The organism is Actinacidiphila glaucinigra, from assembly GCF_035918135.1.
Classification (GTDB): domain Bacteria; phylum Actinomycetota; class Actinomycetes; order Streptomycetales; family Streptomycetaceae; genus Actinacidiphila; species Actinacidiphila glaucinigra.
Genome location: NZ_CP109144.1, coordinates 2,673,325 through 2,688,859, shown reverse-complemented (window position 1 = coordinate 2,688,859; position 15,535 = coordinate 2,673,325). Strand labels below are relative to the sequence as shown.

Sequence of the window (15,535 nt, the reverse complement as noted above, 5' to 3'; positions counted from 1 at the left end):
GGACTGACTACCCCGCCGACCGGTACGCCCATCACATCGGGCGGCCGGTTACGCCGGGCGCTGCAGGACCACCATGCTCCGGTCGGCCAGCCGCAGCCGGTCGCCCTGGGTCACCTTGCGCCCCGAGCCGGGGGCCACGCCCTCCGGCCGCTGGGTGTCCACGACCACCTGCCACTCCTTGCCGTGGTTGACCGGGACCACGAAGTCGAGCGGCTCGTACCAGGCGTTGAACATCAGCAGGAAGGAGTCGTCGGCGATGCGTTCCCCGCGGTCACCGGGCTCGGAGATCGCGCTGCCGTTGAGGAAGACCACCAGGGCGTTGGCCTGGGCCTCCTGCCAGTCGTCCTGGGCCATCTCCTCACCCTCAGGGGTGAACCAGGCGATGTCCGAGAGTTCGTCGTGCGTCCCCTCGACCGGCCGGCCGTGGAAGAAGCGGCGGCGCCGGAAGACGGGGTGGTCGCGGCGGAGCCACACCATCTGGCGGGTGAAGTCGTGCAGCCGCTCGGTGTCCGCGTCTCCCTCCTTGGGCCACGGCACCCAGGCCAGTTCGTTGTCCTGGCAGTAGGCGTTGTTGTTGCCCTGCTGGGTGCGGCCGAACTCGTCGCCGTGGGCGAGCATCGGCACGCCCTGGGAGAGCATCAGGGTGGCGATGAAGTTGCGCATCTGGCGCTCGCGCAGGGCGAGCACGTTCTCGTCCTCGGACTCGCCCTCGGCGCCGCAGTTCCACGAGCGGTTGTGGCTCTCGCCGTCCCGGTTGTTCTCGCCGTTGGCCTCGTTGTGCTTGTCGTTGTACGACACCAGGTCGCGCAGGGTGAAGCCGTCGTGGCAGGTCACGAAGTTGATGGAGGCGAGCGGCCGGCGGCCGTCGTCCTGGTAGAGGTCGGAGGAGCCGGTCAGCCGGGAGCCGAACTCGGCCAGCGTGGCCGGTTCGCCGCGCCACAGGTCGCGCACGGTGTCGCGGAACTTGCCGTTCCACTCCGTCCACAGCGGCGGGAAGTTGCCCACCTGGTAGCCGCCCTCGCCGACGTCCCAGGGCTCGGCGATCAGCTTCACCTGGCTGACCACCGGGTCCTGCTGCACGAGGTCGAAGAACGAGGACAGCCGGTCCACCTCGTGGAACTGCCGGGCCAGGGTCGCCGCGAGGTCGAAGCGGAAGCCGTCGACGTGCATCTCGGTGACCCAGTAGCGCAGCGAGTCCATGATCATCTGCAGAACGTGGGGGCTGCGCATCAGCAGCGAGTTCCCCGTGCCGGTGGTGTCCGTGTAGTAGCGCGGATCGTCGGCCAGCCGGTAGTACGAGGCGTTGTCGATGCCCCGGAAGCACAGCGTCGGCCCCAGGTGGCTGCCCTCGGCCGTGTGGTTGTACACCACGTCGAGGATCACCTCGATGCCCGCCCGGTGCAGCTCGCGCACCGCCGTCTTGAACTCCAGCACCTGCTGGCCGCGGTCGCCCATCGAGGCGTAGGCGTTGTGCGGGGCGAAGAAGCCGATGGTGTTGTAGCCCCAGTAGTTGCGCATCCCCGCGTCCACCAGCCGGTGGTCGTGGACGAACTGGTGGACCGGCATCAGCTCCAGCGTCGTGACGCCCAGCTCCGTCAGGTGCGAGATCACCGCGGGGTGGGCGAGCGCCGCGTAGGTGCCGCGGATCTCCTCCGGCAGTTCCGGGTGGAGCATCGTCAGGCCCCTGACGTGGGCCTCGTAGATGACGGTGCGGTGGTAGTCGATGCGGGGGCTGCGGTCCTCCGCCCAGTCGAAGTACGGATTCACCACCACCGAGGTCATGGTGTGCGGCGCCGAGTCCAGGTCGTTGCGGGACTCGGGCTCCCCGAAGCGGTAGCCGTACACCGCCTCGTCCCAGTCGATCGTCCCGCTTATCGCCTTCGCGTACGGGTCCAGCAGCAGCTTCGCGGAGTTGCAGCGGTGGCCCCGGGTCGGTTCGTGGGGGCCGTGGACCCGGAATCCGTAGCGCTGACCGGGCATGACGCCCGGGAGGTACGCATGGCGGACGAAGGCGTCCGCCTCGCGCAGCTCGACGGCGGTCTCCGAACCGTCGTCGTGCAGCAGACACAGCTCGATCCGTTCCGCGGTCTCGGAGAAGACCGCGAAGTTGGTGCCGGCGCCGTCGTACGTGGCGCCGAGGGGATATGCCTGACCCGGCCAGACCTGCATGTCGTCGACTCTTCCACTTCTTCGCCGGGCGCCGGTAGGCCGCACCCCGGCCACATCGGTGCCGAAAGGGCATCGTCACGCAATTGGGCCCCTCCCGGTATGGAATCGCCAAGATCTTCCCCGTTACGGGTGTCCCACTTCCCCTGCCTGCCGCAAGAATCCACCGCCGCGGGGCAACCTGTGCCGTCGAGGTGCCGTCGATACGAGTGACAGTACGACACAGGGGAGACCTACGTGACAGATCAGGGGGAAAGCCGTTCCTTACCTCAAAAGGGAGGGCTCGGGCGCGGAATCAGGCGCGCCCTGTGGGGCGGCGGCACGGCCGTCCTCGCCACGGCGGTGATGATCGGCATCACCCTGCCGCGTGACGCCTCCGGCGACGACCACTCCCCGAGGGGCGGCCCCGCCGCCGCGCCGGGAGCGCCGGGGCGGCAGGACGCGGGCAGCGGTGATGTGACGGAGGACGAAGCGCCCGAGGGCGCACGCCAGAGCGGTCGCGGGCCTCTGACCAAGGCCGAGGTCGACCGGGCGAAGTCCATAGCCCTGCGCCGCGACGCGCTGCGCAGCGCGCAGGACGTGGACGGCGGGCGCGGCCCGGAGTACCTCGACACCGACCTCGCCGAACCGGCCGACGCCACGGGGGCGCGGACCGACCGGGCCAGGCGGGTCGAGGTGCTCTTCTACGACTACGGGCACGACCGGCTCGTGAAGAAGACCGTCGACCTCACCTCCGGCACCGTCGAGCGCACCGACACCGCCACCGGCCTGCAGCCGCCGCCCTCGAACGACGAGACCCGGGAGGCCGCGGCCCTGCTCATCCGGGACGCCCTCGGCACGGGGCTCCGCGCCGACTTCACGGCCGCCACCAAGGGCCGGGACCTCGCCTCGCCCGACCAGCTGCGGCTGCGCGGCATCTCGTTCAACACCGCGGAGCAGTCCGCTCCCGCCGGTCTGGCCAAGTGCGGTCGGCACCGGTGCGTACGGCTGTTCACACAGGTGAAGGACGGGCCGTGGATCGACACGACCCATCTCGTCGTCGACCTCAGCGACCGCACCGTCGGCCGGATCCACTAAGAGCGGAGACCCAGAAACGATGCGCACCACCCATGTGCGCCGGGCCCTCGGAACGGCCTCGGCGCTCCTCCTCCTGCCCGCGCTCGTCGCGGGCTCCACGACCGGCCGGGCCGCGGCGGCCCCCCGGGCCGGCGCGGCCGCCGCGGTGGACTGCGGTACCGCCACCGCCCTCACCAGGACCCTGCCCAACGGCACCGGCTGGAGCATGTGCTGGCGCATGAGCGGCACCAAGGGCCTGGTCCTGGAGAAGATCGCGTACCGGCCGAGGAAGGAGCCGCAGCCCCTCAAGGTGCTGAACTCCGCCACCCTCGCGCAGGTCAACGTCCCGTACGACTCCGGGCTGACCGAGTACAACGACCTGTCCGACATCGGCTTCGGCAACACCGCCGTCGACATCGGCCCCGAGGAGTGCCCCGGCGGCACCATCAGCGCGGCCTACGTCCCGCAGCAGGAACGCGCCGTCAAGGCCCTGTGCGCCACCACCGCGCCGCGCGGCCACGCCTACCGCAGCGACGTGTACGACGAGCACGGCACCGCGAAGAAGTACACCGCTCAGGGCAGCGACCTGGTCGTCTTCTCCGTGTCCCAGCTCGGCTGGTACGAGTACGTCACCCAGTGGAACTTCTCCGACGACGGCACCATCACCGCCAAGATGGGCGCCACCGGCGACCTCTCGCCCGGCGACTACAGCGGCGAGGGGACCGGCTGGCCCATCGGCAAGGGCGCCCGCGACCACTCCACCAGCCACTACCACTCGGTCTTCTGGCGGCTGGACTTCGGCCTGGACGGCGCCGACCGGGCCGAGGTCGAGCAGTACGACACCAAGAAGGCCGGCCGGGGCGCCGGCTCCGCCGTCCTGAAGACCACCAGGACCCCGGTCACCAAGGAGCTCGCCGCCAACTCCGCGCTGCGCCGCTGGTGGCGGGTGGTCTCCACGGCCGGGAAGAACGCCGACCGGCACCCGCGCTCCTGGGAGCTGGTCCAGCAGCACTCCGACCGCTACGACGCCCACGCCTACACCTCGAAGGACCTGTACGTCACCCAGTACCGGGCCTGCGAGCAACTGGCCAGCGGCAACAGCGACCCGGCCTGCCACGGCCGGGGCACCTCGGTGGACACGTGGGCGAACGGCGAGAGCCTCACGCACCCGGTGATGTGGGTCAACGTCGGTTTCCACCACATCCCGCGCGACGAGGACCAGACGCCCATGCCGATCCACTGGCAGGGCTTCCAGCTCGCGCCGCGCGACGTGACCGCCATGAGCCCGCTCACACCCGACGAGCTCTCGGGCCGCAACGGGCGGGGACAGTGACCGTCCGGCCCTGTAGGACCCGGTAAGCATGTGGTGAAGTAGCGCCGTTACGGCTGCACCGCCTCCCGCCCCGCAGTACCCTTCCTTGATCGTGGACGGGGGCGGGAAGGCGGGTGCAGTCGTGATGTCGGGAGGTCTGGTGCTCCCCGGTAGTGGTGATCAGGGGGACCCGGGCGGCGGCATCGGCGAGGCAAGCACCGGTACGGCCGCCCTCGCACTGCCGTTGGAGATCGGAGCGGAACTGGACTGGGGCGCCGACGAGTGGGCCGAGGTGCGTACCCGCGCACGGCGTGCCGGACGGGCGTACGTGTGGCTCAACCTCGTCGAACAGCGCCTGCGCGCCGTCGTCAACGCCGTGCTGCGCCCGATCTACGAACCCGTGCACGGCGACGAGTGGGTGGTCGCGGCCGCGGGCCCGGCCGGTCACGAGTGGGTGCAGCGGGCGGCCGCCGTGCGGGAGGTCAGCCGGCGCAAGGGGTTCCTGCTCGACCCGGCCGACGACAACATCCTCAGCTTCCTGACGCTGCCGCAGCTGCGCGAGCTCGCCGTCCAGCACTGGCCGTGCTTCGAGCCCTACCTCGACGACCGCCGGGAGCTCGAACTCGCCCTGGACGAGCTGGAGGTGGCCCGGCACGTCGTCTCCCGCAACCGGGCCCTGTCCCGCACCGTCCTGGACCAGGCCGAGCGGGCCGCCGCCCGGCTGCTGGACGTGCTCGGCTCGGGGCCCGGCTACCCCTCCGCCGAGCGGCTGCCCGTGGACGCCGTCGAGGAGCTCGTCGCCGACCGCTACGCCGACGTCGTCGGCGTCTACCCCGACCGGGTGCGGCTGCAGCGGCAACTGCCCGCCGAGGACCTGTTCGGGAGCGCGCGACGGCTCGACGCCGTGGGCATCGGCCTCAACCTGCTCGTGCAGAACTACTCCGGCAAGCGGCTGGTGCGGCTGGCGGAGTCCGGCTGCCGGGTGCGGCTGCTCTTCCTCAACCCGGCGAGCAGCGCCGTCCGCCGCCGTGAGCGCGAACTCGGGCTCGGCCGCGGCGAGCTCAGCCGCTCCGTCGAGATGAACATCATGCACATGCGGCGGGTGCGGGCCCGGCTGCGGGACACCGCCGCGTTCGAGATCCGGGTCTTCGACGAGACCCCGCGCTTCACCGCCTACCTCGTGGACGGCGACACCTCGGACGGCATCGCGGTCGTCCAGCCCTACCTGCGCAAGGCACGCGGCATGGAGGCGCCGGTGCTCATCCTGCGCGGCGGGCCGCGGGAACTCGTTCAGACCAGGGCCGGTGAGACCCCGGAGGCCGAGCACGGGCTGTTCGAGATCTACCGCGAGGAGTTCGAGGGCGTCTGGGCCGACTCCCGTCCGGTCTCCTGACGGCCCGGTGGCCGGCCCCGGCGGACCGCCCCGGGCGGGCCCCTGCCACAGCCCGGCCGCAGCAGTGTCAGTGGCGCGCGGGATGATGGAGCGACACACGGGGGAACCGCGGGAAGGACGTACGCCAATGGGCACGGGACGACGCCGGGCAAGGCCGGCCGGCTCCGGACGGAGGAGGACCGCGGGCACCCGCCCGCGCGGCGCGGGGGACGCCGCGGGCACGGGGGCCGGGCGATGAGCTGGATCAGCGACGCGCTGGTCGCGTTCGACCTGGAGACCACCGGCACCGACGTCGAGACCGACCACATCGTCACCGCCGCCGTCGTACGGCTGGAGGCCGACGGGGCCGTCTCGCACGAGCGGACCTGGCTGCTCGACCCGGGCGTCGCCATACCGGAGCAGGCGTCGGCGATCCACGGCATCTCGACCGCCCACGCCCGCGCGCACGGCGCCCCGGCCGGCACGGCGGTCGGGGAGATCGCCCACGCCGTCGCCGAGGTGCTGCGCTCGGGCACACCGCTGGTGGTGATGAACGCCCGCTACGACCTGTCGCTGCTCGACCGCGAGTGCCGGCGGCACGGCGTCGCGTCGGTCGGCGAACGGCTGGGCGGCGTGCCCGCGCCCGTCATCGACCCGCTGGTCATCGACAAGCACGTCGACAAGTACCGCAAGGGCAGGCGGGCCCTGCAGGCGCTGTGCGCCCACTACGGGGTGGAGTTGGAGGGCGCTCACGACGCGCGGGCCGACGCGGTGGCCGCGGGCCGCGTGGTGCGCCGCATGGGGGAGCGGCACGAGCCCGTGGGCCTGATGGCGCTGGCGGACCTGCACGCCCTCCAGATCCGGGCGGCTGCCGAGCAGTCGGCCTCCCTCCAGGCGTACCTGCGGCGCACCGCCGACCCGGCGGCCGTCGTCGAGCAGGCCTGGCCGGTCATTCCCCGGCCGAGGTGACCGCGGGGCCCCGCGGTGAGGCCGGGGGCGCCGTGTCGCAGTCGAGGATCCGCCCGTCCACGGTGCCGACCAGCAGCCTGCCGGAACCGGCCGCCGCGAGGGACAGGGGCACGACCACCTGCCCGTCGACGCGCAGCCGGTGCCGTCCGCGCGGACTGCCGGTCCGCGCGTCGAGCAGCACGACCTCCCCGGACCGGTGCGCGGCGTAGACGGTGTCCTCGTCCGCGTCCAGGGCCGTGACCGGCTCGTCGGCGGCGAACACCCACTCCGGCGCGCCGTCCGGCAGCCGGCGCCGCACCACGAAGGCGTTCCGCGCGAGCGTCTGCTCTTCGTCGCGGACCACGGCGGCCTGCACCAGTGCGGCGCCGTCGAGCCGGACGGCCGGGCCGGGGAAGAGGTGCGAGCCGCGCCGGGTCTCCCAGTCGAGGGCGAAGAGCCTGCGCAGCTCCGGCTCGGCGTCCGCTGCCCCGCCGTCGAGCGCGCCGACCCACGCCCGGCCCCGCGGCACACCGTGGAGGTCCCGCACGAACAGCAGTTCAGCGCCGCGCCGCAGACGGAAGTCGCTCGCCGTCAGCGGGAAGCGCGTCGTCTCGGTGCCGTCGGAGGCGAGGAGCCGGGTCTCGCCGCCCGGCTGGTCCGGCCCTCCCCGCCGGACGGCGAGCCGGCCGTCACGGCTGCCGGTGAGCGTCACGGCGTGACCGGGTTCGATGGCCTCCAGCAACCCCCCGTCCGCCAGGGACACCCGCTGCACCAGCGTGCCGGACCGCTGCCACCCCTGTCCCGACGGGCGCAGGGTGTGCCGGACGTTGACCCAGGCCGACCGCTGGTCGGCGGCCACATGGATCTGCTGCCCGCCGTCCGGGTCGGGCACCGACCACTGGAGTTCCCCCGACGGCAGCCGGCACTCCAGCAGCGCGCCCTCGGCCGTCGCCAGCACCCGGCCGTCGGCGAGCACCTCGACGGCCCGCACCTGACGGCGCGGCGCCCACGCCGCCCCCAGGGCGGTGCCGCGCTCCGCCAGCAGGTCGCGGGCGTCGCCGCCCGCGGGGTACGCGTAGGGCACCCGAGGGCCCATCACCTCGCGGTACCCGACGGATTGGGCGGGCACCGCCCGCCAGTCCTCGCGTTCCAGGACGGACTCGAAGCCGTGGCTGAAGGCGTACTCGTAGTCCTTGTCCTCGGGGGTGACGACCAGCCGCAGCCGCCTTCCGTCCAGCCACTGGACGGAGGCCACCTCGCGGCCGCCGTCCAGGACCGGCCGCACGTCGCCCGACTCCAGGTCCATCAGCAGCAACTGGCCCTCGAAGTCCCAGCTGCCGTCGTAGCGGCCCACGCCCACGGCCACCAGCGGGAGGAGCGGATGGAAGGCGACCGAGTTCACCGGCCACGGGCAGTCGTACACCTGCCGGCAGCGCAGGTCCCGCGCGCCGTAGACGCCGACGCGGTATCGGGGCCATCGCTCGATCCCCGCCCGCCCCGAGTGCGGCCAGGCGATCCACCCCATGTCGCCGCCCACGACCAGGCGCTCCAGCCGCTCGTCCGCGACGGCGACACGCGGTTCACCGACCTCCGCGAAGGGACGGTCGGCGAGGACACGACGGACGATCGAGGAAACTGGCATGGACACCGCCCGGGCCGGAGGGGTGCCCATCCTCGCAGCCCGGGCGGCGCCACGGGGTCAGAAGGGGTACCAGCGCACGGACGGATCGCCGTCCCGCAACGAGGCCACCCGCCGGCGGAACTCCGCGAGCGCCGCCGGGTTGCCCGGCGCGTGCTGCGCCACCCAGGCGCAACTCGCCGTCTCCCGCGCCCCGCGCAGCACCGCGCAGCCGTCCCACTCGCGCACGTCCCAGCCGTAGGCGGCCGTGAAGGCGTCGTAGGCCTCGGGGGCGAGGCCGTAGCGGTCCCGGCTGAGTGCCATGACGACGAGGTCGTGCTCGCGCAGATCGGCGGAGAAGGTCTCCAGGTCCACCAGGACCGGACCGCCCGGGCCGACGTGCACATTGCGCGGCAGCGCGTCGCCGTGGACGGGCCCCGGGGCGAGGTGCGGGGCGAGCGCGGCCGCGGCGGCGGCGAAACCGTCCCGGCGCTCCCGCAGATACGCGGCGTCCGCGGGGTCGACCGCCGTTCCGGCCAGCCGCAGCCAGCGCTCCACGCCGTCCAGCAGGTCGCGGGGCGGCAGGGCGAAGTCCGGCTCGGGCAGGGCGTGCACCTGCCGCAGCAGCGGGGCGAGGTCGGCGGGCTCCGCGGGCCGTACGGCGTCCGGCAGCCGCTCCCAGTACGTGACCGGGTGCCCCTCCACCAGCCGGGCCTCCGGGGCCGCCGCCCGAACCGCCGGAACGCCGTGCTCGGCCAGCCAGGACGCCGTACGCGCCTCGCGGGCGGCCCGGTCCAGCAGTTCGGGACCGCGGCCGACCTTCGCGACGGTCACGCCGTCCGCGAGCTCGAACACCGCGTTCTCGCCGAGCGCGATCAGCCGCGCGCCGTTCTGCCCGTCCGCCGCGAGCACGGCCCGGGCGAGCTCTTCGGTGAACGCCATACGGCAATGATCGCAGATCAGTAGGCTGGCCCGGTGACCGAGGAAGACGTCATGGCCTTCTGCGAGATGCTGCCGCGGCTGCGGCGCGCGGCGACTGCCGCGAGCGCCGATCCCCACGACGCGGACGAGCTGGAGGCCGTCACCGAGACCGTGCGGCGGGGCGCCGGCGACATGCAGGCGGTCACCGACCTCGGGCACCGGCTCGGCGTACGGGTCGTCGACGGCCGCGCGTACGCCGGCGGCTACTCCCAGGTGCCCGGTACGACCGGTGGAGGCGGCGGCATCCTGCGCCACCGCTGCCCGCGCGGCGTCTGCGCCCGCAGTGAGGACCCGACGGCGTCCGTCACCACCCCGCGCTGCGAGATCTGGGACGCCGAACTGCGGCCCGTCTGGTACTAGACCCGCCGTGCGGGTCCCCGTGGGGGGAAGAGGAGGAGCGTCCGGTGCGCGCAGCCGTACAGCGCGGGAAGCAGCCGGTGCCGGCGTCCGGCGCGCCAGGGCTTCGGGGCGGACGCGCGCGCCGGGCGGCGCGAGGCCGCAGGGATCCGGAAGGCGGGCCGTAGCGCGGTGGCGGGTCTTCTGGACGAGATCGGCGGGAAGCTCGCCGAGCGCTGGGTCTCCCTGCTCGCGCTGCCCGGAGTGCTCTTCCTCGGCACCGCCTGGGCCGCCCATGTGCTGGGCCGCGGGCGGCCGTTCGACGCGGGCCGTCTGCTGCGCGAGGTCGAGCGCTACGCGGACTGGACCGACGCCCACGGCGGGGCCGGGCTCTTCCTGGCCCTGGTCGCCGCGCTGCTGCTCGCCGTCGTCCCGGGCCTTGCGGTGCAGGCCCTGGCCCGCGCTGTCCAGGTGCTCTGGCTCGGGCCCTGGCCCGGCGGCGCGGGGGAGCGGCTCGTGCGCCGCCGCCGCGCCCGCCGTGAACGCGCCGACGCGGAGGTCGCCGCCCACCTGCGGAACCACGAACGCGGCGGCGACGAGGCCGAACTGGCCGCCGCCCGCGCGGCTGAGGCGCGCCGGGACCGGATCGCGCCCCTGCCCCCGGCCCGTCCCACCCGCATGGGCGACCGGATGCACGCCCTGGAGCACCGCGTCGGCGCGTACTACGGGGTGCCCTTCACGGCGGTCTGGCCGCGTCTGTGGCTGGCGGCGACGGAGGCCGACCGCAGGGAGATCCGTACGGCGGCCGCCGCCTTCGAGGCGTCCACCCGGCTGTGCGGATGGGGCCTGCTCTACGCGGCGCTGGCCTGCGTCACCGCGTGGTGGCCCGCCCTCGTCGCGGGCGCCGTGGTCGTCCTCGCCGCCTGGTGGCTCGGCCGCGAACGGCTCTTCGCCCTCGCGGACCTCGTGGACGCCGTCGTGGACCTGCGTCTGCGCTCCGTCGCCCGCGCGGTGGGGATCCCCGTCCCGCCGGGGCCCGTCGCCCCGGCGACCTGGCGGGAGCTCGACCTGGTGCTGCGCCGCCGCCGGTGAGCGCACCCGGGGAATCGACGGCACGATGCGCCGGGCCGTCCGGCCCGCCAGGAGATCGGACGGGGATGCTGCACCTGCTGTTCCTGACGTACACCGGACCGGAAGCGGACGCCGGCCCGTTCGTCGCCGCCCATGTCGCGTTCCTGGAACGCCACCACCGCGCCGGCACCTTCCTGCTTTCCGGTCAGACGGTGCCCTCGTGCGAGGGCGGCGTCATCGTCGCGCGGGGGACGGACCGCCGGGCCGTCGAGCGGATCGCCGCGGAGGACCCCCTGGTGACCGCGGGGGTCGCGGTGTACACCGTCACCACCGTCGACCCGGCGCGCGTGCATCCGGTGCTGTCCGGGCTGCTCGGCGGCGTCTGACGTCCCGTCGCGCTCAGCGGCCGATGTGGACGAAGGGGGCCCACGCCGCGGGGGAACGGGCGTAGCGGGTACGCAGGGCGCGGACGACGTGGTTGAGGGCGCGGCCGGTGTCCGCGGGGGCGACGGCGCCGGGCGCCGGGGCGCGGAGCGCGGCGTACAGGCGGGCGGTCAGGAGCGCGGAGACCGCGTCGTCGGCCTCCCAGAGGGCGCCGACGACCTGCGGGTAGCCGGCGGTCTGGAAGGCGGAGGCGAGGTGGACCGCCTCGTCCGGCAGTTGCCCGGTGTGGGCGGTGTGGCAGGCGAGCAGCACCGCCAGTTCGGCGTAGAGAAGATCCTGCCGGGAGACGTCCCCGGCGCTCAGCGGCCCACCGTGCAGGAGCAGGCGGCTGGCCGACGGGTCCCGCGGGTCGCTGACGCCGTGGCAGGCGAAGTGCACCCAGCGCGCCGTGCGCAGGGCCGACAGGACGCGTTCGGGTGTGGCCGCCTCGCCCTCGAGGGCGCGTACGCCCCCCAGCGCGGCCGCGATGGCGGCGATCTCACGGGCCGAGGCGCCCGCGGATCCCGCCGTGCCGGTGGGCCGGCCCACGGCGAGCAGCCGTCCCCCGGTGCGGCCGGAGGAGATCCGCCGGGCGTGCCGCAGGGCGCGCAGGGTGGGGGTGTAGGAGGAGGCCACCCGGTCCAGGACGGTCCGCCCGTCGCGCAGTTGGTGCTTGCGCTGGAGCCCGGCGGCGTGCAGCGGCAGGTACGCCAGCGGTCCCGAGGCCGACCACCACAGCCGGGGCGCGGCCGACGCGGGGGCGTCCCCCGGGAGCGGGCGGGTGAGGCCGAGGGCGGTGAGCACCGGTTCGGCCACCGTGCGCCAGAGCCAGGCGAGGGTGTCCAGCACGAGCTCGCGGGCGCGGTCGTGCTCCTCTTCGGGCGCGCTCCGCGGGAGGTTCACGGCCGCCAGGAACTCCTGTGCGCGCAGGGCGAGCTGTCCTTCCGTCAGTTCACGCAGCGGCACGGAGAAGATCCGCTCCCGGGTGACGACGACCGCGTCGCAGCGCAGCCGGTCCACGTTGACCGCGACGACCGGCCCCTGTGCGGCCACGTCCCGCATCTCCCGCTCCGTGGGCGGCCTCAGGAACCGCTCGAAGCCCGCGGTGCCGCGGACGCGCATCAGCAGCGCCTCCCACTCGGCGGCCGCGACGTGCCGTTCCATGAAGTCCTCGCCCGCCTCGGCCCGCCGCAGCCGTGCCCCGAGCGCGGAGAACTCCCGGGCCAGCAGGGGATGCGCCGCGGACAGGGCGGTCAGATCGGCGCGGGCCTCCAGGTCCTGGCCCATCAGCACCGCACGGCTCTGCTCCAGCAGCGCCAGCGCCTGCACGGGCCGCCCCGCGGCGAGCGCCGCGGCGCAGCCGGTACGGCCCAGGCTGGTGCCCGCCAACGGGTCGGGCCGGCCCGCCCCCGCAGGGTCGCCGCCGTCCGTCCGCAGGTGCGCCATGGCGTAGCGGCGGCCGAGCAGCGCGCCGCCGACGAAGGCCCGGCGGTCCTCCCGGGCCAGGGCGCGCGAGGCCACCGACGGCAGGGTCTCCAGAGCCCGCGCCGCCGCGTCGGCGGCGGCCGCCCAGTCGTGGTGCTCCAGCGCGTCGGCCATCGCGATGCGCGCCACCTCGAAGCGCAGCGCCGGCAGCTCGCCGCCGGGCTCCGCCGCGAACGCGACCTCGGACGCCCGCGCCGCCCGCAGGTCCCCGCGGACCGTGGCGTCGGTGTAGTCCGCCCAGTGGCCGTAGGAGCTCACCAGCCCGCCCAGCAGGTCCGTCAGGCCCGGGGTCCGCTCCACGCGCTGCGAGGCGTCGGCGATCCTGCGGCGCGCCTCGGCGGACAGAACGGGGTCCTGGGTGAGCCCGGCGAGGTTGGTGAGCGCGTTGGCGTACTCGGCCTCGCCAGCGGCGCGTTCCGGTGCGTCGTCGGGCAGCAGGTCGAGCGCCGCGCGCAGTTCCGCGCAGCAGGCGCGCAGTGCGGCGGCGTCCATGGCGAGCACGGCCCGCATGTGCTGCCACGGCGCCGAGGCGAGGAGCAGGCGGGCGTGTTCCAGGGAGCCGTGGGGGAGTTCGGCCAGGACGCGGTCGCCGAGCGCCGCCGCCTCCTCGATCACGGCCGCGTCCTGGTCGGCCGTGTAGCGCATCGCGATGAGCGCCATCAACAGGCCGGCCGTCTGCGCCCGTTCGGGGCTTCCGGCCGCCGTCCGCTCCAGGGCGCCGCGCAACTGCCGCTCGGCGTCGGCGAGGAAGGCGGGATCGATGCCCTGGGGGGTGCCGGGGCCCTTGGCCATGGCCCGCAGCAGGGGCTGCAGGTCGGGAGGGACGGGGAAGGCCGAGGTGAAGCGCGTGAGGAGGCCGTCGCCCGCGTCGTCACCCGGTTCCGGCCCGGGCGCCGCTTCCGGCACCGCTTCCGGTTCGGGAGCGGGGCCGGCGCGGACGCCGTCCCGCGGCAGGGGGGTTTGCAACCGCACCGGCGGCAGCGCGGGCGCGAACCGCACCATCATCGGCAGGAACCGGGTCGCCACCGAGCCCAGAGCCCGCGGCAAGAGCCGCATCCTGCCGCGGAGTTCACCCACCGCGGCGGCCTTCTCCGCGATGTGCGGCAGCAGCGGATGGCCCGGCGGCAGCCGCTCCAGGAGCGCGCGCAGCATCCGCTCCGCCTCGGCGGCGTCCGCGACCTCCCAGGCGACGACCGCGCGGGCGGCCAGCAGCGAGGCCGTGTTCACCTCGTAGGCCCCGTCCTCGTCCGGCAGTCCCTCGGCCCGGTACGCCTCCAGATGACCCATCGCCTCGTCGATCGTCGCGCGGGCCGGTGCCCAGGGCAGCGTGCACATCAGCGCCACCGCCAGCGCGAAGTGGACGCTGCGCATCTCGTGCCGGTCCCGGAGCCCGCCCATGGTGCGCCCGCTCGCCGCGGCCAGCGCCAGCCGCCCGCCCCGCACGGCGACGTCCACCGCCTCCCGGTCCCGCGGGTGCGCCCGGACCCGGGCGACCCCGGCGAGCACCGCCACCCGGCCCGCGTCCGGGGCGTCGACGTGCCCGGGGGTGACCGCCGCGAAGGCCTCCTGGGCGCGCGCCCACAGCGCCGGCAACTCGTCTGTGGCCCCGCACTCGTAGCGGACGAGCGCGGAGTGCGCGAGCCGGGCGAGCAGCCCGGGGCGGCTCAGGTCGTCCGGGGGCAGTGTCGCCAGCAGCTCCGCCACCCTGCCCTCCAGGGGGTCCGCGGGCCGGAACGGCTGCTGCGCGGGGCCCGACGGGTAGACGGCCGCGACCGCCACGAGGTCGTCGGGCGAGCGGTGCTGGGTCTGCGCCCCCAGGTGATGGCGGACCTCGGGAGCGGTACGGAAGTCGCCGTGCACATGCGCAAGGGTGCGGTCTGCCAGTTGCAGATGCAGGACGAGCCGGGCCCGCGACGGATCGTCGCGGGCCGCCGTGTCCAGGCCCAGCACCATCAGCGCGAGCGCGGCGGCGGCCGGGGCCCGTCCGTCCCCGCCCCGCCACGATTCCCGCAGCAGGCCCTCCGCCGCTTCCAGCAGGCTTCCGGGCGTCGTGCCGGCACCGTCGACCAGGCGCGCGGTGCCCGGCGGCTCCGCCAGCCCGAAGCGCGTCAGCATGCGGTCCACGGCCGCCCGCGCGTCCCCCATCAACCGCCCCCGATCCCCCTCGCCGACGTCGCGGCAGGATAGCGCGCCACCCGTGACCGCCCCCTCGCTCCGCGGTACAGAGGAGCAGGCTTCCGGCTGATGAGAACCCGCGCCCCTCGCCGCTTACGATCGGTGCAGAGCCCACACCTTGTGGCGGCCCTCAAGGCCTCGTCGAGGCCGTCCATGGATCATCCGACGAATCCGCAACCGGAGGGGCGCGATGGAAGACCGCGGTATCCGAGAGGCGCTGGACCGGCACTGGGCAGCCTCTGCCGCCGGGGACCAGGACATCGAGCACGAGATCTATCACGACGACGTGATCACGGACTATCCCCAGTCGGGTGAGCGCATCCACGGCCGCCGCAATCTTCAGGCTCTGCGCTCGGGCCACCCCGCCAAGCTCGACTTCACCGTCCGCCGGATTCTCGGCAGTGGGGATCTTTGGATCACCGAGTACGTGATCGCCTACGACGGGAAACCGACACCGACCATCAGCATCATGGAATTCCGCGACGGCAAGGTCGCGCACGAGACCCAGTACTTCGCGGACACGTTCGCCCCGCCCGCCTGGCGGGCCCGATGGGTGGAGTCGATGCCCCACTCCTGAGTCCGCGGCGATCCG

Annotated in this window: 12 protein-coding genes; 8 read left to right on the top strand and 4 right to left on the bottom strand. The window is 74.4% G+C overall.

Features of this window, described 5'->3' with window-relative positions:
- Window positions 1-48: 48 nt before the first annotated feature.
- A complete protein-coding gene (glgX, locus tag OIE69_RS11785; RefSeq protein WP_326571926.1) occupies window positions 49-2,169 on the bottom strand; it encodes a glycogen debranching protein GlgX in 2,121 nt (706 codons plus the stop codon).
- A gap of 234 nt (window positions 2,170-2,403) precedes the next feature.
- Here glgX and OIE69_RS11780 point away from each other — a divergent pair, with 234 nt between their 5' ends.
- The 4 genes from OIE69_RS11780 to OIE69_RS11765 all read left to right on the top strand — a co-directional run bounded on the left by OIE69_RS11780 (window position 2,404) and on the right by OIE69_RS11765 (window position 6,875).
- Window positions 2,404-3,243 carry a Tat pathway signal sequence domain protein gene (locus tag OIE69_RS11780; RefSeq protein WP_326571925.1) on the top strand — a complete coding sequence of 280 codons (840 nt, stop codon included), beginning with the start codon at window positions 2,404-2,406 and terminating at the stop codon, window positions 3,241-3,243.
- 19 nt (window positions 3,244-3,262) lie between these two features.
- The gene (locus tag OIE69_RS11775; protein WP_326571924.1) at window positions 3,263-4,555 is read left to right on the top strand and encodes a copper amine oxidase; all 1,293 of its coding nucleotides are present in this window, start codon (window positions 3,263-3,265) and stop codon (window positions 4,553-4,555) included.
- Window positions 4,556-4,679: 124 nt separating this feature from the next.
- Window positions 4,680-5,927 carry an SAV2148 family HEPN domain-containing protein gene (locus OIE69_RS11770; protein ID WP_326571923.1) on the top strand — a complete coding sequence of 416 codons (1,248 nt, stop codon included), beginning with the start codon at window positions 4,680-4,682 and terminating at the stop codon, window positions 5,925-5,927.
- 234 nt (window positions 5,928-6,161) lie between these two features.
- A complete protein-coding gene (locus tag OIE69_RS11765) occupies window positions 6,162-6,875 on the top strand; it encodes a 3'-5' exonuclease (protein ID WP_326571922.1) in 714 nt (237 codons plus the stop codon).
- Here the strand turns inward: OIE69_RS11765 and OIE69_RS11760 are convergent.
- The gene (locus tag OIE69_RS11760; protein WP_326571921.1) at window positions 6,856-8,496 is read right to left on the bottom strand and encodes a hypothetical protein; all 1,641 of its coding nucleotides are present in this window, start codon (window positions 8,494-8,496) and stop codon (window positions 6,856-6,858) included. The genes OIE69_RS11765 and OIE69_RS11760 overlap by 20 nt on opposite strands.
- A gap of 57 nt (window positions 8,497-8,553) precedes the next feature.
- The gene (locus tag OIE69_RS11755; protein WP_326571920.1) at window positions 8,554-9,414 is read right to left on the bottom strand and encodes an aminoglycoside phosphotransferase family protein; all 861 of its coding nucleotides are present in this window, start codon (window positions 9,412-9,414) and stop codon (window positions 8,554-8,556) included.
- Between the two features lie 33 nt (window positions 9,415-9,447).
- On the opposite strand from OIE69_RS11755, the gene OIE69_RS11750 reads away from it, so the two are divergent.
- The 3 genes from OIE69_RS11750 (at window position 9,448) to OIE69_RS11740 (ending at window position 11,246) form a co-directional block, all read left to right on the top strand.
- Window positions 9,448-9,813 (top strand): hypothetical protein, encoded by a 366-nt coding sequence (locus tag OIE69_RS11750; RefSeq protein WP_326571919.1) that lies wholly within the window; start codon window positions 9,448-9,450, stop codon window positions 9,811-9,813.
- A 168-nt stretch (window positions 9,814-9,981) separates the two neighbouring features.
- Window positions 9,982-10,881, top strand: a complete 900-nt coding sequence (locus tag OIE69_RS11745; RefSeq protein ID WP_326571918.1) for a hypothetical protein — start codon at window positions 9,982-9,984, stop codon at window positions 10,879-10,881.
- Between the two features lie 65 nt (window positions 10,882-10,946).
- A complete protein-coding gene (locus OIE69_RS11740; protein ID WP_326571917.1) occupies window positions 10,947-11,246 on the top strand; it encodes a YciI family protein in 300 nt (99 codons plus the stop codon).
- A gap of 13 nt (window positions 11,247-11,259) precedes the next feature.
- Here OIE69_RS11740 and OIE69_RS11735 read toward each other — a convergent pair whose 3' ends face one another.
- Complete coding sequence (locus OIE69_RS11735) at window positions 11,260-14,913, bottom strand: CHAT domain-containing protein (RefSeq protein WP_326571916.1); 3,654 nt, start codon at window positions 14,911-14,913, stop codon at window positions 11,260-11,262.
- 220 nt (window positions 14,914-15,133) lie between these two features.
- Here OIE69_RS11735 and OIE69_RS11730 point away from each other — a divergent pair, with 220 nt between their 5' ends.
- Window positions 15,134-15,520 (top strand): nuclear transport factor 2 family protein, encoded by a 387-nt coding sequence (locus OIE69_RS11730; RefSeq protein ID WP_326571915.1) that lies wholly within the window; start codon window positions 15,134-15,136, stop codon window positions 15,518-15,520.
- The last annotated feature ends 15 nt before the right edge of the window (window positions 15,521-15,535 follow it).

Bases quoted from the DNA above. Each gene is read 5' to 3' on its own strand.
- glgX (WP_326571926.1), bottom strand. From the start codon at position 2,169: ATGCAGGTCTGGCCGGGTCAGGCATATCCCCTCGGCGCCACGTACGAC.
- OIE69_RS11775 (WP_326571924.1), top strand. From the start codon at position 3,263: ATGCGCACCACCCATGTGCGCCGGGCCCTCGGAACGGCCTCGGCGCTC.
- OIE69_RS11770 (WP_326571923.1), top strand. From the start codon at position 4,680: ATGTCGGGAGGTCTGGTGCTCCCCGGTAGTGGTGATCAGGGGGACCCG.
- OIE69_RS11765 (WP_326571922.1), top strand. From the start codon at position 6,162: ATGAGCTGGATCAGCGACGCGCTGGTCGCGTTCGACCTGGAGACCACC.
- OIE69_RS11760 (WP_326571921.1), bottom strand. From the start codon at position 8,496: ATGCCAGTTTCCTCGATCGTCCGTCGTGTCCTCGCCGACCGTCCCTTC.
- OIE69_RS11755 (WP_326571920.1), bottom strand. From the start codon at position 9,414: ATGGCGTTCACCGAAGAGCTCGCCCGGGCCGTGCTCGCGGCGGACGGG.
- OIE69_RS11740 (WP_326571917.1), top strand. From the start codon at position 10,947: ATGCTGCACCTGCTGTTCCTGACGTACACCGGACCGGAAGCGGACGCC.
- OIE69_RS11735 (WP_326571916.1), bottom strand. From the start codon at position 14,913: ATGGGGGACGCGCGGGCGGCCGTGGACCGCATGCTGACGCGCTTCGGG.
- OIE69_RS11730 (WP_326571915.1), top strand. From the start codon at position 15,134: ATGGAAGACCGCGGTATCCGAGAGGCGCTGGACCGGCACTGGGCAGCC.